Raw genomic sequence first — 20,800 nt, forward strand, 5'->3', positions numbered from 1 at the left:
GTATTGATCAAAAAATTGGTTCATCCGACTTTTCGAGTGATACGACAGTCATGTAGTGCATATAGCCTTAGTTTAAAATATCGTTCATCCCTAAATCCGTATGCATTGCGTTTCATCACTTTTATCTTATTGTTAATACCCTCCACTTTACCTGTTGAGATATGGCAGTCATACCATGCAAGTATACCTCTTTTGTAAGCCAGTATAGTCATTGCCATCTTTTGCAGTTGTGGAATATGACTCTCTTTTGCTTGCTCCACCCACTCCGTTAAAACTTTTTCAGCCTCCTCTTTACGCACTTGCAACCATATCTCCCTCAACTGTTCTTTCAGATAATACGCCTTTGATAGAGGCTCATTCATTGCCAAGGCATTTTCCAATCTCGTCTTATATTTCGCATCATAGATATCTGCTCCATTACAAAGCAACAGATATCTGGTTCCCTTGAGTACCTTACGTTTGTTAATATCCTTCTCCATGTTATATTGTATTCGCCGTATATCATCAAGTTTGTCATTCATCAGCTTTACGACATGAAAATGGTCAAAAACGTGTATCGCATCTGGACAATTTTCAAGTACGGAGCCAATAAAAGCCGCTGACAAATCCGTGGCAACATATTTGATAGATACATTCTTGCGCCTCACCTTCTTCCAAAAGTCAGCCAAAGCTTCTATTCCCTTACCCTCACCGACATAGAGTATGCGCCCGCTAATAAGGTCTACAACGATTGTTTTGTATATGTGTCCTTTCTTGACGGCAAACTCATCTATACCTATACACTTAACACCATCAAGCGACGGAGGGGAATAATGGCTTTCAAGATAATGGGAATGTATCTCCTTTACTGTATCCCAACTTACCTCAAGCCGTGCCGCCACATCTTTTAGGGTCATGGAACGCAACAAGTCTACGACATATTTTGCAAAGCGGTGAGTGTAGGAACTGCTGCCCGTTGCAAATCGTATCTTTTCCTGTTGGTCGTAATCACAGTCGTTGCATTTGTAGCGTTGGACTTTCATGCGGATAACTATTTTCTTGCCACCGATCGGAAGACCGAGAAAGTCTCTTATGCGGTAGCCATTTTTCACCAAATGAAGTTTGCCACATTTTGGGCAGACGCTTAAACGTTTCTTGTTTTGTACGTGAAGAATAATTGTATTACCTTTGTATTCCTCCCTTGTACATTCGAGACTATATAGTCCCCATGCGTGATATAGAAAACTGCTGTTCATGATTGTATATCTGTTTGTGGTTATTCAAATATACTCAAGTTCAGCGGTTTTCTTTTATCTTATTGTTAAATTGTCACTCGAAAAGTCGGATGAACCAAAAAATTGCCATGATGAAAAATGCTGCAACAATAAATGTAGATACTTTATTCTATCTTTGGGAAAACTATTGGTCAGGAACAAAAGGCAATAGAGATCAATTTGCAGAAATAGCTCAATGTATTTTGCAAATGGAGATACTTCACATTAATTCTATTCTGATACTATTCAATGGAACCCCAATGATTCCACATTTGAAAAAAAGAACAATAATAGATATTCCTTCTATGGCTTCCATATTAAGAAGCTTATATGAAAAAGTCTTTATATTTAATAACCTTTTTGTTGAACAAGAAAATAGTATAGAGAAAGAAATTGTTTTATACATATGGAAAATAAGAGGACTGTATAATATGAAATTGCCTCAGGCTCCCCAAGAAGCTTAGAAATATATCCAGAAATATAATTCAAGCAGAATGCAAATAAAAGATTTCAAGCAAAAAGCAATAAGTCGTTTAGAGGAACTTGATATTACAGAAAATGCGAAACAATCTTTTCATAAAGAAATTAGTAAATCTGATACATCTATTAAAGGCTATAAGTTTATTAAGGATGCACAAACACAACAGATTAAAGAATTTAAGATACTATCCTTTAGTACATCTCCTAAAGAAGTATTTCCCAAAGAAGACCTAACTATTTTATACGGTTTTTTATCTTCCCAATCCCATCCTTCTTTCTTAAGAATTTTGCAGTTTGGTCAAATGTACAATTCTGATGAATATAAAGAAAGAGCACTGACGATACTCAATTCTATCTGTAAATTTCAACAAGTAATAGTACGAGATTTTTGTAATGCTTTCCCTAAGGCAAAGGAATTTTTAGATAAAATGCCAAAAGAACAAACTAAATATCTTCTCCAAAATGAAATAAGAGAAGGCGATAACATCCAAGATGTTTTCTAATCAATACTACTCAAATTGAGGAAACATTTTTGTACCATAAGAATGTAATACATTGATAATCAGTATAGGATAAGTTTGAGGAAGTGAAATAAGACAAGGTAAGTAATTAACAATATATAATCAAAAAAGAGGTGTAAGCCAATGGTTTACGCCTCTTTTTTTATTTTTGAATCTTTGCTGCATCACTTGCTTCTTGTTGTTCGTTGTCTTCTACTAACAGCTTGTTGATAAGAAGTTATAACGTGATAATGAAATCGGGAACAGTCTTTAATGGATAAACAGAAAGGATTAATAATTAAATCAGAATGCTAAAACGACTGGTACATGACTTCAGATGCGATGTGTTTTTAACTCTACAGTCCAAATTTGAGTGATTGAATGCTTAACAAAAAACTGCCTGAAAGATGAGATATACGCCTTTTTGTCACACGAGCCGGTATTGCCACTCAAACAAACCCGAAAGACTGTTAATTCTTACTTGCGGGTTTTCTGTAGATAGATACCATCTGGCTCAATCGATATGAGGCGACGTTTGTACAAATCGCCAATGGCCTTCTTGTATGTTTTCTTGCTCACTTCGAAGCGAAGTTTTATTTCTTCGGCATCACTCTTGTCACCTAAGTCGCAATAGCCGCCATGTTCTTGCAGATATTGCAACAGCGTTTCGGCGAAATCCGCAACCACCTTCTGCCCCACAGGCTGCAACGTAACGTCTATTTTTCCGTCTTCGCGCACGTTGGCGATGTATCCTTTCATGCGGTCGCCCATGTGAACAGCCTTGAATATCTGGTTATCGTACACCAAACCCGCATGCCGGTTGTTGATGATGACCTTGAAGCCCAAGTCGGTTTTCTGCCAAATCAGCAGGTCAACCTCTTCACCCTGCTGGTAAGTTGGTAGGCTGTCAGACAAGAAATGCTCTACCTTGGCCGATGATACGATGCGGTAACTCTCCTCGTCGAGATAGACGTAAACGATGTAACGCTCGCCTATCTCCATCCTTTTTTTCTGTTCTCGGAACGGACAGAACAAGTCCTTCATCAGTCCCCAGTTTAAAAATGCGCCATACTTGTTCACCCACGAGCATTCCAAATAGGCGAACTCGCCAACCCGAGCCAATGGCGTTTGCGTGGTGGCGACCAACCGTTCGTCTTGATCGAGATAAACGAACACCTCCAGAGGCTCACCTATTCTATAATGATCCGGCACATAACGTTTAGGAAGGAGTATCTCACCCTCTTCCCCTCCGTCCAAATAAAGACCGAAATCCATCTCTTTGACAACTGTCAACTGGTTGTAGTCGCCCAACTTAATGATTGTGCGAGCCGATTCACTACCCTGTTCTCGCTTCTCTTCTAATATGTCCTTCTGTGGATGATCTGCATGTGTGTTTTCCATCTTATTATTCGTTGTTTTCCGTAGACTCAATGTCCGTTGCTTGCGGTTCAATCAGTCTGCCGTCTTTCATGTGAATGGTTCGGTCGGTCAGGGCAGCCAGTCCCTCATCATGGGTCACGATGACGAATGTTTGACCGAACTCATCACGCAGATCGAAGAACAGCTGATGCAGTTCAGCTTTGTTTTTAGAATCAAGGCTCCCACTGGGTTCGTCGGCCAAAATCACCGCCGGATGGTTAACCAGCGCACGCGCCACGGCTACCCGTTGCTTCTCTCCGCCCGACAGTTGGTTGGGCTTATGGTGGGCACGGTCAGTCAATCCCATGAACCCCAGCAGCTCTTGCGCCCGCTTCTTAGCCTCTCCCTGACCCTTGCCGGCAATGTAAGCCGGAATCAGGACGTTCTCCAAAGCCGTGAACTCTGGTAGCAATTGATGGAACTGAAACACAAAGCCGATGTGACGGTTGCGGAAGTCGCTCAACTTATCCGATGACAAGCCATTGAGCAAGATGTCATTCACCTTTACTTGTCCGTCATCAGGCTGGTCAAGTGTGCCGATGATTTGCAGCAACGTAGTCTTGCCAGCACCGCTGGGTCCCACGATGCTGACCACCTCTCCCCTGTCGATATGCAAATCGATGCCTTTCAACACCTGCAGGTTGCCAAAAGACTTTGTAACACCTTGAATATCTATCATAAAAAACAATTCTTTTCTGTTTGCATCACCCCATGATGCCTATCTTTTACAAAGTTATATAATAATTTCTGAAAAGCCCCATCGGCCCTCACCATTTTCTCTTACCCAGCGCATTTTTAATCCAGCTGCCCAGCATCTCGTAGGCCGAATGTTCCTCGGTATGTTGCGACTGCGAGAAGGTCATATCTTCGTCCTGAGAGCCATACTGATCAGGAAAAATAATAAGCAGGGTCTTTCCCGAGAAGTACTGCCTAATCTCCTCGGCAAGATTTTCCAACGCATTTTTATACGACACCGTTCCCTTTCGCGCCGCCACCACAACGAACATGTGGTCGGCCGCAATGGTAGCAGCCAGCTTGGGCACCTCGTTCCAGTGCGTCATTTCCACAAATTCGGCACGCACCTGATGATGCCTATTCTGCACAAATTGACGAATCAAAGCCAACGTGTCGTCACGACCATGAAACTGTATTCGGCATTCCAACTGGTCTGCCATACGCGACAAACGTTCCAACCATCGGTAGAAGCCCGGCTCGAATTGCGCTCTCGACGGAACAGCCACCACGATGCGTCGCAAGGTGTTGAGGGGTTGCATCAACCGCGCCATGACGATTTGGCAGTTCAGTCCATTGACCAGACTTTGATGAAACTGCCCCCAGAATTTCTTAGACACCTCCGTGTGCGTGTGCATGCCAATGATGATTTCGCTGGCACGAAACTCTTGAAAAGCGTGCTTGATGCCATTGGCGATGTTCACCGCAATGCGTACCTGGGTCTGCACAGCCACATCCGACCCGGCGGCGTATCGACTCACTTGTTCGAGCAAGCGTCGGCCTTTCTCTTGGTTGGCGCGCATGTTCTCATCTTCGTACACCACATTGAGGGCCGTCAGCGGTCTGTTCAGTTTCTTGTTCCGCATCAGGAGGGCCAGATTCACCAGATGGTCGGCATATTCGGGATATTTTACGGGAATCAGCATGTGTTCATCGTTCTCATTCGCAGTCTCCACGGGGGCTACGTCTTGGTCGCGAAGCGTGATTTTCTGCGCCGAATGTTCGGTTACCAACGACGAGATGACACAGGTAAACAGTATCATGAGCACCACTCCATTGAGTAGATCGTCGTCGACAAGGTAGACACCGGGGGCTGTTTCAATCTTCATTCCCACCATCACCATGGCAATGGCGCCAGCCGCATGGGCAGAGGTGAGGCCGAACATCATCGTTCCGGACGACAGCGGCAGCCTGAAACCGATGCAGGAAACATAAGCAGCCAGCAGTTTGCCCAACGTTCCCATCACCGTGATGACAAACAGGATGAGCAAGATGCTGCCACCACTGAACAAGCCACGCAGATTGATGAGCATGCCAACACCGATGAGAAAATAAGGAATGAACAGCGCATTGCCGATAAACTCGATGCGGTTCATCAATGGAGAAACGGCGGGAATGTAGCGATTCAGTATCAATCCAGCGAAAAATGCGCCGAAGATACCTTCAAAACCAACGGCTGCGCTCAACGCAGCACTCATGAACATCATGAGCATGACAAAGACATACTGCATCACAGCATCGCTATAACTCCGTAGAAACCAGCGGGTAAGACGGGGAATGAGCATAATCATTGCGACGCAATAGACGGCAAACTTAAGAGCGAAAAACAGCCAGAACGTTAGGTTGGCGTCACTTTGATACGAGGCGACAATGCCGGCCAGCAGGGTAAGCGCCAACAACAACGAGAGCATGGTAGACCCAACGCTGAGCATCACACTGGGCTTTCGCTGCAAACCATAGCGACTCACGATGGGATAAGCCACCAGCGTGTTGGAGGCCATGATGCACCCTAACAGTAACGAAGACATCACTGAATAGCGAAGGATAGAAACGCTGCTGACATAAACCAACGCAAGTGGAATGGCAAAGGTGAGCAAACCGAACGTCAACATGCGGTACTTGTTCTTCTTCACACCTTCCACGTCCATCTCGAGCGCGGCCAGAAACATGATGTAGTAGAGCCCCACATTGCCGAAAAGCTCAAACGAATTGTCACGATCCAGGATGCTCAATCCGTGTTCACCCAGCAGCACGCCTGCCAGTACCATACCGATGATGTGCGGAATGCGCAACTTGCCCATGACGATGGGGGCCAGTAGGATGACCAGCAACACGACAAGGAAAATCAATGTCGGATCGGAGATGGGAAAGTAGGCTGACAATTGCGACATCAAAGTGAGTATTAGGCAACAAAGTTAATCAAAAAAATGGATATCACAGTTGATTCCCGCTGAAATTGAATAAGCAAGAACGGCGAATTATCCACTATATCACTCTGAACAGATGGATTCGGAAAAAACAATAAAAATTGTCACTCATTATAGGAAGAAGAAATGAATAATTCGTAACTTTGTCGGCAAGAATATTTATAATCAACAGATAAGCAAATCATGAAAGTAGCAATTGTTGGCGCAAGTGGCGCAGTGGGTCAGGAGTTTTTACGCATTTTAGAACAGCGGAAGTTCCCGTTGGACGAGCTCGTACTGTTCGGTTCTGAACGCAGTGCCGGTACAACTTACTCGTTTCGGGGCAAAGACCATGAAGTAAAGCTCTTGCAACATAATGATGACTTTAAAGACATAGACATCGCCTTCGTATCTGCCGGCGGTGGCACCTCGAAAGAATTTGCCGACACCATCACCAAGCATGGCACCGTGATGATTGACAATTCCAGCGCATTCCGCATGGACGAGGACGTACCTTTGGTGGTGCCTGAAGTGAATGCTGAAGACGCTTTGAAACGTCCGCGTAACATCATTGCCAACCCCAATTGCACTACCATTATGATGGTGGTGGTACTGAAACCCATCGACGACCTGAGTCACATCAAGCGGGTTCGCATCTCATCCTACCAGAGTGCCAGCGGAGCCGGTGCGGCTGCCATGGCCGAGTTGCAACAGCAATACAAGGAACTGGTGGAGACAGGCAGCGTGAAGACCGTCAGCAAGTTTCCACATCAGCTGGCATACAACGTGATACCGCAAATAGACGTGTTCACGGACAACGGATACACCAAGGAAGAGATGAAAATGTTTAACGAAACGCGCAAAATCATGCACTCGGATGTCAAAACCAGCGCGACGTGCGTGCGTGTATCATCGTTGCGTTCGCACTCTGAATCGGTATGGCTGGAGACCGAACGCCCACTATCTGTTGAAGAGGTGCGACAGGCTATTGCCGCTGCACCCGGATGCATGGTGAAGGACGACCCAACCCAAGCATCGTACCCCATGCCCTTAGAATCGGCTGGGCACGATGACATCTATGTGGGCAGGATTCGCAAAGATTTGGCCGACGACAACGGCATGACGTTATGGTTGACAGGTGACCAAATCAGAAAAGGAGCGGCTCTCAATGCCGTGCAGATTGCCGAATACCTCATCAAGGTGGGCAATGTGAAATGAAAAACAAAAGCGAATAATCGCAGACAGACGCACACCCCCTATACACCACATTAGCAGGCGGTTAAAAGAGCATTGCCTTTGGCAGTCAAACCCAATGAGTTTGACCGCCAAAGGCAATGACTTTATGCCCTAATCCCATTGACATTGGAAATGAAAGTTATACCCCAAGGGAATACTGGGGTATCTTAGCCTTGTCATTTTCTCAAAACAAGTGAGCAAACTATCGAAGAGTTCAATGAAAAAGCTAATCACTCCCCTCCCCTGACTTCGTCATTGCGTCACCCAAGAAACATAAATCATCCAATACTTCTCGGCAAGATTGCAAAAAATCAGGTTATTTCTCGTATAGGGGGGCGAGCTTGCTATTTTACCCGCCTTTTTGCGCGTCACCCTAAGCAACAAAGATGGTTGTTGATTATCAAGTACTTATAGATATGTCTTGAAAAAGTGACGAAGTCAGGAAAAAGCTAATCACTCCCCTCCCTTTCGGGGAGGGGTTGGGGGAGAGGCTTTTACCCTTTCACCGCAACACACTCCACCTCTACCAATGCCTCTTTGGGCAGCGTGCGAACGGCAACAGCCGAGCGGGCAGGATAAGGTTCTGCAAAGAACTGTGCATACACTTCGTTCATGGCACCGAAGTTAGCCATGTCGGATAGATACACCGTGGTCTTGATGACTTTGGACAAATCCAGGCCAGCAGCCTTCAATACCGCTTGTGCATTAAGTATGGATTGCCGGGTTTGCCCCTTGATGCCGCCCTCAGGGAATTTTCCCGTAGAAGGGTCAATTGGTAATTGACCAGATGCAAAAACAAAGCCATTGGCCTCGATGGCCTGGCTATACGGTCCAACAGCAGCAGGAGCCTTTTCTGAATGTACTGATTTCATGATTGATAGTTTTAAGTATTACTACGCAAAGTTACTACAAAAAAGTGAAATGCGGAAAGATATAGTGATAGAATTGAGTTACAAGGGTTTTGGTTGAAGTGGCGATAATCCGTGAAGCCATTACAATCCCTGCCGAAGCCAAATCCTGACGCCGCTACGTTACTTGTTCGTAACCATGCCCGAAAATGCGACAAACGGGTACGAATAGCGAAACAAGGCTCTAAGGAATAGTGAGTTATCCATAACTCATGCGAAAAATCAGGTTACGGAAAAAGATTGCGCCGTTCCTCCCCGTTTTGCGTACCAACACCGGACTCTTCACCAACTAATTTTGAAACCCAAAAATTAAGGACAATGAAGAGTACATTTTCAGTAATCTACTACCTCAAGCGTCAGGTAGTGAAAAAGGACGGGACAGTTCCCGTCATGGGACGCATCACGGTGGACGGCAGCCAGACACAGTTCAGCTGCAAACTGACTGTCGATCCGAAACTGTGGGACACCAAAGGTGGACGTGTCACGGGCAGAAGCACGGCGGCACTCGAAACGAACCGTATGCTTGACAAGATGCGGGTACGCATCAACAGGCATTATCAGGAAATCATGGAGCGTGACAACTTCGTCACGGCGGAGAAGGTGAAGAACGCCTTTCTCGGACTGGAACACCGCTACCACACGCTGATGCAGGTGTTCCGCCAGCACAACGAGGACTACGAGAAGCAGGTGGAGGCAGGCATGAAAGCCAAAGGCACGCTGCTGAAGTACCGCACCGTTTACAAGCACATGCAAGAGTTCCTCGACATCCGCTACCATGTGAAGGACATCGCCCTAAAAGAGCTTACCCCGGCTTTCATCTCCGACTTCGAGATGTTCCTGCGCACGGACAAGCACTGCTGCACCAATACCGTGTGGCTGTACGTCTGCCCGTTACGGACGATGGTATTCATCGCCATCAACAACGAGTGGCTGACGCGCGACCCGTTCCGCGAGTATGAAATCAAGAAGGAGGAAACAACACGCAGTTTCCTGACCAAAGATGAGATCCGCCTGCTGATGGAGGGGAAACTGAAAAACGCCAAACAGGAATTGTACCGCGACCTCTACCTGTTCTGCGCCTTCACGGGGCTGTCGTTCGCGGATATGCGCAACCTTACGGAAGAGAATATCCGCACCTACTTCGACGAACACGAGTGGATAAACATCAACCGCCAGAAAACGGGCGTGGTGTCCAACATCCGCCTGCTCGACATCGCCAACCGCATAATCGGCAAATACCGGGGACTGTGCGGGGACGGCAGGATATTTCCCGTTCCGCATTATAACACGTGCCTTGCCGGTATCCGTGCCGTCGCCAAGCGTTGCGGCATCACCAAGCATATCACGTGGCATCAGAGCCGCCACACGGCAGCCACGACGATATTCCTCTCCAACGGTGTTCCCATCGAAACGGTCAGCTCCATGCTCGGACACAAGAGCATAAAGACGACGCAGATTTACGCAAAGATAACCAAAGAGAAGCTCAATCAGGACATGGAGAACCTTGCCGCAAGATTGAACGGCGTCGAGGAATTTGCAGGTTGCACCATCTAAAAAGAAAAGCCATGAAACGTGACACAATCATCATCGAGGACAAGGCAGTCAGCGTAACCGGTAACGACGTGTGGATGACCGCCACCGAAATAGCCGGATTGTTCCATACGACCGTCCCGGCAGTGAACGCCGCCATCAGAGCCGTCCGCAAGTCGGACGTGCTGAACGACTACGAGGTGTGCCGCTACATGCAGCTTGAAAACGGGCTGCACGCGGACGTGTACGCCCTTGAAATCATCATCCCGGTCGCTTTCAGGGTGAATACCTACAACACCCACCTGTTCCGCACATGGCTGGTGGGAAAGGCACTCTCACAAGAGAAACGGCAGACATACGTGATGTTCATACAGAACGGAAAAGCCGGGTATTGCTGATTGCACATACCCCATAAGACAAGTAAACGGGTAGCACCACAAAAGGTGTCACCCGTTTACTTTTTCATGAAACCGCCTCACTCCAGCGGCTTGCGGTAGTTCGCTTCCAGTACCCCGCGCAGCCCCGTTTCCGGGTAAAGCACCTTCCCTCCCAAAAGTATGAAGGGCACACACGCGGTTGTTGCGGTATTCCTGCAAGGTGCGCCGGCTCACACGGAGCAGTTCCGACACCTCGCCGTCCGTCAGGTAACGTTCCCCGTCCAGCGGAGGACGGTAGCTTTCCAGAAATGCGGACAGCCATTTCGAGCCTTTGCGCATATCCTGCACCACAGAGGCTATCGGCTCGTCTTCCATCGTAAAAACATCGTTGTTCTCGTTCATCATAACTTCGGATTCAGTGGGTGAATAAATCAAATCATCTGCCGTGCGGATAGAGCGTGCCGACAAGCGGTATCAGCCGCTTCACCTCCTCTGGCTTGTAATAGAACCTGCGGTTTATCTGCGAGTAGCCGATAAGCCGCCTGTCACGCAGCGTCTGCAACGTGCGCGGGCTTATTCTCAACTGCCCGCAGACCTCCTCGCCCGTGAGCCATCTTTCCATGCGCCCCGTGTCGCTTTTGCGCCTCAGGGCGGCGACCTTCTCCGAGAGTGCGCCGAATGCCGCCACCATCATCTCGAAAGTCTTTTTCTCGATAGATACTATTTCCATATTCATGTCATTTAGAGTTTGCCGCAAAGGTAACGAAACGGCATACAAGACGTATCGTTTTCCGCTGAAAGGCTGCCTGTTGCGCCGTTTGACCGGGTTACGGAGCCATCTTCCGCAAAAATCTTACGTGAGTCACGTAGTGAGTTGTTAAAGCCCCTTTTGTTTATTGCCGAATTTTGTCGCAGAAACAAAAAGAAAGGACTGAACATGAAAGTGATAACAATGGAAAGTTCCGCCTACAAGGAGATGATGGCGCAGATTGCGAACATCGCAGGGTACATCCGCGAGGCAAGGGACGAGAAGAAACGGAAGCGGGAAACCGAAGACAAGCTGCTTGACACGGCACAGGCGGCGAAGATGCTCAACGTGAGCAAGCGCACCATGCAGCGTATGCGCACCGACCACCGTATCGAGTATGTGGTGGTACGCGGAAGCTGCCGCTACCGCCTTTCCGAGATACTGCGGCTATTGGAGGACAACACAGTAAGGAACGAGGAAGGGACAATAGACACCCTGTTCCACAACCACACGCTGCGCACGGGCGGCAAACCAAAAGGAAGGAGGACATAGGTCATGGAACTGCTCACACGAAACAACTTCGAGGGCTGGATGCAGAAGCTGATGGAACGGCTCGACCGTCAGGACGAACTGCTGCTGGCGATGAAGGCTGAGGGGAAACAGCCCACTATCACGGAAAGCATCCGCCTTTTCGACAATCAGGATTTGTGCATGTTGCTCCAGATAAGCAAACGCACCCTCCAACGCTACCGCAGCGTAGGCGCATTGCCCTACAAGACGCTGGGCAAGAAGACCTATTACAGCGAGGAGGACGTGCTGACATTCCTTTCCAACCATATCAAGGACTTCAAAAAGGAAGATATAGCCTTCTACAAGGCTCGTATCCATAATTTCTTTCATAAATAACCCATTAAAACATTTTTCAGATGGCAAAGAAAAAAGACGAAAAGGACGTGCTGGTAGTCCGTGACGAGAAGACAGGCGAGATCAGCGTGGTAGCCGGGCTGAACGCGGACGGCACACCCAAGCGCACCCCCGCAAAAGCGGAGAACGCGCAGAGTTTCCTGCAATTCGACCGACATGGCGACGTGCTGGACAACTTCTTCAAGAACTTCTTCCGGCAGTGCAAGGAACCCAGCCGCTTCGGTTTCTACCGCATTGCGGCAGACCAAGCTGAAAATCTCTTAGAGGTGATGAAGCAACTGCTGAAAGACCCCGAAGCGAACAAGGAGCTGCTCGCCCCTCACAAGGTGGACACCTCCGACTATGAGAAGAAGGTGCAGGAAGAGATGGCAGCACAACAGACAGAGAAACAAGAACCTCAAAAACAGGAGAACATGGAACAACGGAAAGAACAGCAACAGGACAAATCCGAACAGATGCAGGGCAAACGTGGCTACCAGCCCATCGACGAGAGTAAAATCAACTGGCAGGAGCTGGAGGACAGATGGGGCGTAAAGCGGGACAACCTTGAAAAGTCCGGCGACCTTACGAAGATGCTCAACTATGGCAAGTCCGACTTGGTAAAGGTCAAACCGACCTTCGGCGGCGAATCATTCGAGCTGGACGCCCGCCTCTCCTTCAAGAAGGACGGTGAGGGAAACATCAGCCTCGTGCCGCACTTCATCCGCAAGGAGCAGAAGCTGGATGAGTACAAGGAACACAAATTCTCCGACAATGACCGGAAGAACCTCCGCGAAACGGGCAATCTCGGTAGGGTCGTGGACATTGTGGACAGGGAAACGGGCGAGATCATCCCCTCCTACATCAGCATCGACCGCAAGACGAATGAAATCACGGACATTCCGGCAAGCAGGGTGCGCATCCCGGAGCGCATCGGCAAGACGGAAATCACCACGCAGGAGCGGGACATGCTCCGCGCCGGACTGCCCGTACGCGACAAGCTCATCGAGCGCAACGACGGCAGAAAGTTCGTCACCACCCTGCAAGTGAACGTGGAGCAGCGCGGCGTGGAGTTCGTGCCGGGAACCGGCAAGTCGCCCCGTACCGCACAGACACAGGAAACCAAAGGCGACACATCGAAAAGTCAGGCGCAGGGCGGGGAAAATGCCGCACAGACCAAGAAGGAGCAACGCCGCAACACGTGGACGAACGAGGACGGCAGCATCCGCCCCATCAGCAAATGGAGCGGCGTGAGCTTCACCGACCAGCAGAAAGCCGACTATGTGGCGGGTAAAGCCGTGAAGCTGGAGAACGTGACCGACAAGCAGGGCTTCCATGCCACGATGTATATCAAGTTCAACCCGGAGAAGGGACGCCCGTACCGCTACGACACGAACCCTGACAATGCACAGCAGGTTGCTCCGTCCAACGAGAGCCGCACGCAGGTGGCGGTGAACAACGATGGCAAGACCAACGAGGCTACAAAGAATCTGAGAGAGCCGTTGCAGAAAGGTCAGACCAACCCGAAGGACGCCCGCCAGCAACAGCAGCAGGAGAAGCCGCAGAAGAAAACGGGCAAGGGCATGAAAATGTAATCCCGTGTCCGCCACTGAATCCAAAATAAAATCCAAAGTATCAACAAAAAAGAAGAAGACATGAAGACAATCATTGCAGAAAAGCCCTCCGTGGCACGTGAAATCGCCCGCATCGTGGGCGCGACAAAGAGAGAGGAAGGATATTTCGAGGGAGGCGGTTATGCCGTGACATGGGCATTCGGACACCTCGTTCAGCTTGCCATGCCCGACGGCTACGGCGTGCGCGGATTTGTCCGTGACAACCTCCCGATTATTCCCGACACATTCACGCTCGTCCCCCGTCAGGTCAGGACGGAGAAAGGTTACAAGCCCGACAGCGGCGTGGTGTCGCAGATAAAAGTCATCAAAAGACTGTTCGACACAAGCGAACATATCATCGTGGCGACCGATGCCGGACGCGAGGGAGAGCTTATCTTCCGCTACCTCTACCACTATACGGGTTGCACCACTCCTTTCGTGCGCCTGTGGATCAGCTCTCTCACCGACAAAGCTATCCGCGAGGGACTGCGGAAACTCGAAGACGGCAGCAAATACGACAACCTCTACCTCGCCGCCAAAGCGCGGAGCGAATCCGACTGGCTCGTGGGCATCAACGGCACACAGGCGTTATCCATCGCCGCCGGACACGGCACGTATTCCGTGGGGCGGGTGCAGACACCAACGTTGGCTATGGTATGTGAACGCTACTGGGAGAACCGCCGCTTTACGTCCGAAGCATTCTGGCAGCTCCATATCGCAACGGACGGTTGCGACGGCGAAGTCGTGAAATTCTCATCCTCCGAGAAATGGAAAGAGAAAGAACCGGCGATGGAACTATATAATAAGGTAAAGGCGGCAGGTTGCGCCACTGTCACGAAAGCCGAGCGCAAGGAGAAGACGGAGGAAACTCCCTTGCTCTACGACCTGACCACGCTCCAGAAAGAAGCCAACGCCAAGCACGGCTTCACGGCGGAACAGACGCTTGAAATCGCGCAGAAACTCTACGAAAAGAAGTTGATAACCTATCCGAGAACGGGAAGCCGCTACATCCCCGAAGACGTGTTTGCCGAAATTCCCAAACTGCTCGCTTTCATCGGCACACAGCCCGAATGGAAAGACAAGGTGCGGGCAAAAGCCGCCCCGACACGCCGCAGCGTGGACGACGGCAAGGTGACAGACCACCATGCCCTGCTCGTCACGGGTGAGAAACCGCTCTTCCTCTCCAAAGAGGACAATACCATCTATCAGATGATTGCCGGGCGCATGGTCGAGGCATTCTCTGAGAAATGCGTCAAGGATGTGACCACTGTCACGGCGGAATGTGCCGGAGTGGAGTTTACCGTAAAAGGCAGCGTCGTGAAGCAAACCGGATGGCGTGCCGTCTATGGCGAGGAAAAAGAGGAAATTACCATCCCCGGCTGGCAGGAAGGCGACACGCTGACACCGAAAGGCTCGTCCATTACCGAAGGAAAGACCAAACCCAAGCCGCTGCATACCGAAGCCACCCTGCTCTCGGCAATGGAAACGGCGGGCAAGGAAATTGAGGACGACGCACTGCGGCAGGCGATGAAGGACTGTGGCATCGGTACTCCCGCCACACGCGCCTCCATCATCGAAACGCTTTTCAAGCGCGGTTACATGGAACGCTGCAAGAAGTCGCTTGTTCCCACCGAAAAAGGACTTGCCCTCAATTCCGTCGTCAAGACGATGCGCATCGCCGATGTTGCCATGACGGGCGAATGGGAAAAGGAGCTGGCGCGTATCGAGCGCGGGGAACTGTCCGACGACACCTTCCGCAAGGAGATAGAGGCGTACACACGTGAGATAACCTCCGAACTGATCTCGTGCGACAAGCTCTTCGGCAGCCGTGACTCCGGCTGCGCGTGTCCCAAGTGTGGCACGGGCAGGATGCGGTTCTACGGCAAGGTGGTACGCTGCGACAACACGGAGTGCGGACTGCCCGTGTTCCGGCTGAAAGCGGGACGCACCCTGTCCGACGATGAAATCAAAGACCTGCTCACCGAAGGGCATACCAAGCTGCTCAAAGGGTTCAAGAGCAAACAGGGCAAGAGTTTCGATGCTGTTGTCGCCTTTGACGGGGAATATAACACGACTTTTGTGTTCCCGGAGGCTAAAAAGGACAAGAAATTTTCAGGACGGAAGAAATAGTATTAACTTTGCCACTTGTTCAGAGTAATGAATTGTTCTTCGATACCGGATTACACTCATACTTTGGATTTAGTGGTGGCACTCGGAGGGATACCGAGTGCCTTTTTCTTCCTTTTTCCAACCGATTATCCCGTTAATTATCAATCCGCTAAATCCAAAGTAATGAACAACAAGAAGAAAAACGAGGGTCAGACCGACTTTTCCTATTACGGTCTGTACCTGCTGGACTATCTCCGCACGAACAAGTTTGAACAGGCTGACGACACCGCTTTCATACGGGAACGGGCCGACCGTGCCGCCGAAACGTATGAGAGGGCACGGCTTGAAGGCTATCCCGCCGATGGTGCGCAGGAACTGGCGATGGACACGCTGCTGCGCGGGCTGCATTATTCCCGTTACGCCATCCTCCGCGAAGTCGTGGAAAACGAGTTTGCCGATGAAGTGCCGGAAGAGAAGCGTGAAGCCTTTGTCCTGAAACTGCTGCCGCTTGTCGGCAACGTGTTCTCCGTCTATGACCTCTCGGATGACAATTTCGCCCTGTCTTCCGATTACGACCTGCTCTACACGGAGCTGACGGGAGCAACCGTCCTTTACTTAGACGAATATGGCGTTTAACCGCAAACAGAAACTGCGGGACAACATCGAGGCGATACGGACGGCATTCATCCTTGACAGGGAAAATAGGACAGCGACAACCGAAGAGCGTGCCATACTTCAAAGGTACTGCGGTTTCGGCGGTCTGAAATGTATCCTCAACCCTGCAAAGGAACTGACGGATGCCGTCCGGTGGGCGAAATCCGACCTCGAACTGTTCGCCCCGACGGTGGAGCTGCACAGGCTTATCCGTGAGAACAGCAAGGACGAAACAGAGTACAAGCGGTTTGTGGATTCGCTGAAAGCGTCCGTGCTGACCGCTTTCTACACCCCCAAAGAGATAACCGACACCATCGCGGACGTGCTGGCAGATTACAGCGTCCGCCCCGCCCGTATGCTCGAACCGTCGGCAGGTGTCGGCGTGTTCGTGGATTCCATGCTGCGGCACAGCCCCAATGCGGATGTGATGGCTTTCGAGAAGGATCTGCTCACGGGTACAATCTTGAGGCATCTCTATCCCGACCAGAAAATGCGCACCTGCGGTTTTGAGAAAATCGAAAGACCGTTCAACAATTATTTCGACTTGGCGGTGTCCAACATTCCGTTCGGTGACATTGCCGTGTTCGACGCGGAGTTTCAGCGGAGCGACTCTTTCGGCAGACGCTCCGCCCAGAAAACCATCCACAACTATTTCTTTCTCAAAGGACTGGATGCCGTGCGTGACGGCGGTATCGTGGCGTTCATCACCTCGCAAGGGGTATTGAATAGCACCAAGACCTCCGTGCGTAACGAGCTGTTCAGTCAGGCCAATCTGGTATCCGCGATACGCCTGCCCAACAACCTGTTCACGGACAACGCGGGCACGGAGGTGGGCAGTGACCTGATTGTCCTGCAAAAGAACCTCAGCAAGAAGGAAATGTCGCAGGACGAGCGGCTGATGACCGTGATACAGACGGACACGAAAACCGCCCTGACCGACAACGCCTATTTCATCCACCACCCGGAACGCATCGTGCATACGATGGCGAAACTTGACACAGACCCCTACGGGAAGCCCGCTATGGTTTATCTGCACGAGGGCAAGGCAGCAGGCATCGCCGGGGATTTGCGCCGTATGCTCGACGAGGATTTCCATTACAGGCTTGCCATGCGCTTGTATTCGGGTTCAATCCGGCAGGCAGGAACGGAAGAAAAAGTTGCCGTTCAAAATAAAGTAGAGCGTCCTGCCATAAAATTGGAAACAGTATCCTCGGCGCAGACGGTGGAAACTCCGACAGAAAAGCCGCAACCCGCAGATGAAAAGCCGGAGATAGAACCGCGCCCGCAATATTCCGCAGGCGTGCAGCTCACCCTGCTTGACCTCTGGGGGATGACGGAAGAGGTCAGCCAACCGAAAACCTCCAAAAAGAAAAAGACGGTGAAAAAGGCAGTTACGGCAAAGTCCACTCCGCCCAAACCGAAAGTCACGGTTACACCGACAGCTCCAACTGCAAAACCCGCAATGGAGAATAAGGAGGTGAAAGCGGAGAACACCGCCAAGCCTGCCGACCCGGACGACATCTATGCCACACTGGACTGGGATACCAATCCTCCCATCAACGGTTTCTATGAAATGATGATGGGTTTGACGCCGGAGCGTAGGAAAGAACTTCGGGAACTGGCAAGGCAGCATAACGAGAAACAAGTGGCGGAAAAGACGGAAGTGAAAGCCGTGCCGGAAACTTCCCGTGAGCAGCCACGACAGGAGGAAACACAGCCGGAGGCAGTCGCCGCACCTGCCGTTACAGATACCCCATCGGAAGCGGTGGGGACTTTCCTTTTCCCCGACATCGAAGCGGAAAAGCCGAAGGAGGAAGTCGTGGACCTTTCTCCGCGTGCCTACCACCGCACGCCGGAGATGCACCTGCGCGAAGGGTCGCTGGTGGCTGACCGGGGGCGTCATAACATCGGCTACCTGAAAGACATCACGCCATACGGGGCGACATTCCAGCCGCTCGACCTGAAAGGATACCAGAAGGAAAAGGCGTTGTTGTATGTGTCGCTGCGTGACGCCTACGAGCGTCTGTACCGTTATGAATCGCTCCGGCGCGAGGCAAATGTTCCGTGGCGAGAGCATCTGAATACCTGTTACGATGAGTTTGTCATGCGCTACGGCAACCTCAACGCCAAGCAGAACGTGAAGTTAGTGATGATGGATGCGGGCGGGCGCGACATCCTTTCGCTGGAACGGATGGAAAACGGAAAGTTCGTCAAGGCGGACATCTTCGAGCATCCTGTTTCCTTCGCGGTGGAGAGCCATGCCAACGTAGGCTCTCCCGAAGAAGCCCTGTCTGCGTCGCTCAACAAATATGGTACGGTCAATCTCGACTATATGCGGGAGATAACCGACAGCACGGCGGAGGATTTGCTCACTGCCCTGCAAGGGCGCATCTACTACAATCCGCTCGTGACCGGTTACGAAATCAAAGACCGTTTCATCGCCGGAAATGTCATAGAGAAAGCGGAACGCATAGAGGCATGGATGGGTGACAATCCCGAAAATGAGCGTATGCCGGAGGTGAAGCAGGCGTTGGAGGCTCTGAAAGATGCCGAGCCGCAGCGCATCGCCTTCGAGGATCTGGACTTCAATTTCGGGGAACGCTGGATTCCGACGGGTGTCTATGCCGCCTACATGAGCCGGCTGTTCGACACGGAGGTGAAAATCGCCTATTCCGCAAGCATGGACGAGTTTTCGGTGGTGTGCGGCTACCGCACCATGAAAATCACGGACGAGTTTCTGGTGAAGGGGTATTACCGGAACTATGACGGTATGCACCTCCTAAAACACGCCCTGCACAACACCTGCCCTGACATGATGAAGTCCATCGGCAAGGACGAGCATGGCAACGACATCAAGATGCGCGACAGCGAGGGAATACAACTCGCCAACGCCAAGATTGACGAGATACGAAACGGCTTCTCCGAATGGCTCGAAGAGCAGTCGCCGCAGTTCAAGGAGCGGCTTGTGACGATGTATAACCGCAAGTTCAACTGTTTCGTGCGCCCGCGCTACGACGGCTCCCATCAGACCTTTCCCGACCTCAACCTGAAAGGGCTGGCAAGCCGGGGTATCAAGAGCGTCTATCCCTCACAGATGGATTGCGTCTGGATGTTGAAACAGAACGGCGGCGGAATTTGCGACCACGAGGTGGGAACCGGTAAGACGCTGATAATGTGCATCGCCGCGCATGAGATGAAGCGTCTGAATTTGGCACACAAGCCGATGATTATCGGGCTGAAAGCCAACGTTGCGGAGATTGCAGCCACCTATCAGGCGGCATATCCCAACGCACGTATTCTGTACGCTTCGGAGAAGGACTTTTCGACCGCCAACCGTGTGCGCTTCTTCAATAATATAAAGAACAACGACTACGATTGCGTCATCATGTCGCACGACCAGTTCGGCAAGATACCGCAGTCGCCGGAATTGCAGCAGCGCATCCTGCAAGCAGAGCTTGACACGGTGGAGGAAAACCTCGAAGTGCTACGGCAGCAGGGAAAGAACGTGTCGCGGGCGATGCTGAAAGGATTGGAGAAGCGCAAGCACAACCTTGAAGCGAAGCTGGAGAAGGTGGAACACGCCATAAAGTCACGCACGGACGACGTGGTGGATTTCAAGCAGATGGGCATCGACCACATCTTCATAGATGAGAGCCACCAGTTCAAGAATCTGACTTTCAACACGCGCCACGACCGTGTGGCGGGATTGGGAAACAGCGAGGGAAGCCAGAAGGCACTTAACATGCTCTTTGCCATACGCACCATACAGGAGCGCACAGGAAAAGACTTGGGTGCGACCTTCCTCTCCGGCACGACTATCAGCAACTCACTGACTGAATTGTACCTGCTGTTCAAGTACCTGCGCCCGAAGGAGCTGGAACGGCAGGACATAAGGTGTTTCGACGCTTGGGCGGCGATATTTGCCAAGAAGACGACGGATTTTGAATTTAACGTGACGAACAATGTGGTCCAGAAGGAGCGTTTCCGCTACTTCATCAAAGTGCCGGAGCTTGCCGCCTTCTATAATGAAGTATAGGAGTTGGAAGCAAGAAAAGGAGAAAAATGTGTATCTGATTGAAACACAAGATATATTGCCTGCTTTCTCATTGGGTTGCATCAAGGTAAATAGGCGAAAAAAGGAGTGAAAAAGCA

At 50.5% G+C, this 20,800-nt stretch carries 16 protein-coding genes and 2 pseudogenes; 11 read left to right on the forward strand and 7 right to left on the reverse strand.

Annotation, left to right across the window (positions count from 1 at the left end):
* Positions 1-20: 20 nt before the first annotated feature.
* Positions 21-1,235: an ISL3 family transposase gene (locus NQ518_RS08430; RefSeq protein WP_227960804.1), complete on the reverse strand. Its 1,215-nt coding sequence runs from the start codon at positions 1,233-1,235 to the stop codon at positions 21-23.
* A gap of 89 nt (positions 1,236-1,324) precedes the next feature.
* Between NQ518_RS08430 and NQ518_RS08435 the strand changes: the two genes are divergently transcribed.
* Positions 1,325-1,717, forward strand: coding sequence for a hypothetical protein (locus NQ518_RS08435; protein WP_227206674.1), 393 nt, complete (start codon positions 1,325-1,327; stop codon positions 1,715-1,717).
* 30 nt (positions 1,718-1,747) lie between these two features.
* Positions 1,748-2,236: a hypothetical protein gene (locus NQ518_RS08440; protein ID WP_227206672.1), complete on the forward strand. Its 489-nt coding sequence runs from the start codon at positions 1,748-1,750 to the stop codon at positions 2,234-2,236.
* A gap of 474 nt (positions 2,237-2,710) precedes the next feature.
* On the opposite strand, the gene NQ518_RS08445 is transcribed toward NQ518_RS08440, so the two are convergent.
* The 3 genes from NQ518_RS08445 to NQ518_RS08455 form a co-directional block, all read right to left on the reverse strand.
* Positions 2,711-3,634: a CvfB family protein gene (locus NQ518_RS08445; RefSeq protein ID WP_227206670.1), complete on the reverse strand. Its 924-nt coding sequence runs from the start codon at positions 3,632-3,634 to the stop codon at positions 2,711-2,713.
* 4 nt (positions 3,635-3,638) lie between these two features.
* Entirely contained in the window at positions 3,639-4,331 is a 693-nt protein-coding gene (locus tag NQ518_RS08450) for an ABC transporter ATP-binding protein (protein WP_102697896.1), read from the reverse strand.
* 88 nt (positions 4,332-4,419) lie between these two features.
* Positions 4,420-6,555, reverse strand: coding sequence for a cation:proton antiporter (locus NQ518_RS08455; protein WP_227206668.1), 2,136 nt, complete (start codon positions 6,553-6,555; stop codon positions 4,420-4,422).
* 219 nt (positions 6,556-6,774) lie between these two features.
* Between NQ518_RS08455 and NQ518_RS08460 the strand changes: the two genes are divergently transcribed.
* Entirely contained in the window at positions 6,775-7,788 is a 1,014-nt protein-coding gene (locus tag NQ518_RS08460) for an aspartate-semialdehyde dehydrogenase (protein WP_227206666.1), read from the forward strand.
* A 512-nt stretch (positions 7,789-8,300) separates the two neighbouring features.
* On the opposite strand, the gene NQ518_RS08465 is transcribed toward NQ518_RS08460, so the two are convergent.
* Positions 8,301-8,678: a RidA family protein gene (locus tag NQ518_RS08465; protein WP_227206664.1), complete on the reverse strand. Its 378-nt coding sequence runs from the start codon at positions 8,676-8,678 to the stop codon at positions 8,301-8,303.
* Between the two features lie 354 nt (positions 8,679-9,032).
* Here NQ518_RS08465 and NQ518_RS08470 point away from each other — a divergent pair, with 354 nt between their 5' ends.
* Positions 9,033-10,268: a site-specific integrase gene (locus NQ518_RS08470; RefSeq protein WP_004291422.1), complete on the forward strand. Its 1,236-nt coding sequence runs from the start codon at positions 9,033-9,035 to the stop codon at positions 10,266-10,268.
* 11 nt (positions 10,269-10,279) lie between these two features.
* Entirely contained in the window at positions 10,280-10,642 is a 363-nt protein-coding gene (locus NQ518_RS08475) for a hypothetical protein (RefSeq protein ID WP_004291423.1), read from the forward strand.
* Between the two features lie 77 nt (positions 10,643-10,719).
* On the opposite strand, the pseudogene NQ518_RS08480 reads toward NQ518_RS08475, so the two are convergent.
* Positions 10,720-11,026 (reverse strand): annotated as a pseudogene (locus NQ518_RS08480) (helix-turn-helix domain-containing protein).
* A gap of 31 nt (positions 11,027-11,057) precedes the next feature.
* On the reverse strand, positions 11,058-11,357 hold the full coding sequence (locus NQ518_RS08485; protein WP_004291426.1) for a helix-turn-helix domain-containing protein: 300 nt from the start codon (positions 11,355-11,357) through the stop codon (positions 11,058-11,060).
* A gap of 138 nt (positions 11,358-11,495) precedes the next feature.
* Here NQ518_RS08485 and NQ518_RS08490 point away from each other — a divergent pair, with 138 nt between their 5' ends.
* The 6 genes and pseudogenes from NQ518_RS08490 to NQ518_RS08515 form a co-directional block, all read left to right on the forward strand.
* Positions 11,496-11,921 carry a helix-turn-helix domain-containing protein gene (locus tag NQ518_RS08490; protein WP_004291432.1) on the forward strand — a complete coding sequence of 142 codons (426 nt, stop codon included), beginning with the start codon at positions 11,496-11,498 and terminating at the stop codon, positions 11,919-11,921.
* A gap of 3 nt (positions 11,922-11,924) precedes the next feature.
* Positions 11,925-12,275 (forward strand): helix-turn-helix domain-containing protein, encoded by a 351-nt coding sequence (locus NQ518_RS08495; RefSeq protein WP_004291454.1) that lies wholly within the window; start codon positions 11,925-11,927, stop codon positions 12,273-12,275.
* A 20-nt stretch (positions 12,276-12,295) separates the two neighbouring features.
* The gene (locus NQ518_RS08500; RefSeq protein ID WP_004291455.1) at positions 12,296-13,867 is read left to right on the forward strand and encodes a DUF3945 domain-containing protein; all 1,572 of its coding nucleotides are present in this window, start codon (positions 12,296-12,298) and stop codon (positions 13,865-13,867) included.
* Between the two features lie 60 nt (positions 13,868-13,927).
* On the forward strand, positions 13,928-16,015 hold the full coding sequence (locus NQ518_RS08505) for a type IA DNA topoisomerase (protein WP_004291456.1): 2,088 nt from the start codon (positions 13,928-13,930) through the stop codon (positions 16,013-16,015).
* A 27-nt stretch (positions 16,016-16,042) separates the two neighbouring features.
* Positions 16,043-16,630: a DUF1896 domain-containing protein gene (locus NQ518_RS08510; RefSeq protein ID WP_004291461.1), complete on the forward strand. Its 588-nt coding sequence runs from the start codon at positions 16,043-16,045 to the stop codon at positions 16,628-16,630.
* Positions 16,620-20,681: pseudogene (locus tag NQ518_RS08515) on the forward strand (N-6 DNA methylase); the annotation flags it as partial. The gene NQ518_RS08510 and the pseudogene NQ518_RS08515, both read left to right, overlap by 11 nt.
* Between the last annotated feature and the right edge of the window lie 119 nt (positions 20,682-20,800).

The sequence above is a fragment of the Hoylesella buccalis ATCC 35310 genome (assembly GCF_025151385.1).
GTDB classification, from domain to species: domain Bacteria; phylum Bacteroidota; class Bacteroidia; order Bacteroidales; family Bacteroidaceae; genus Prevotella; species Prevotella buccalis.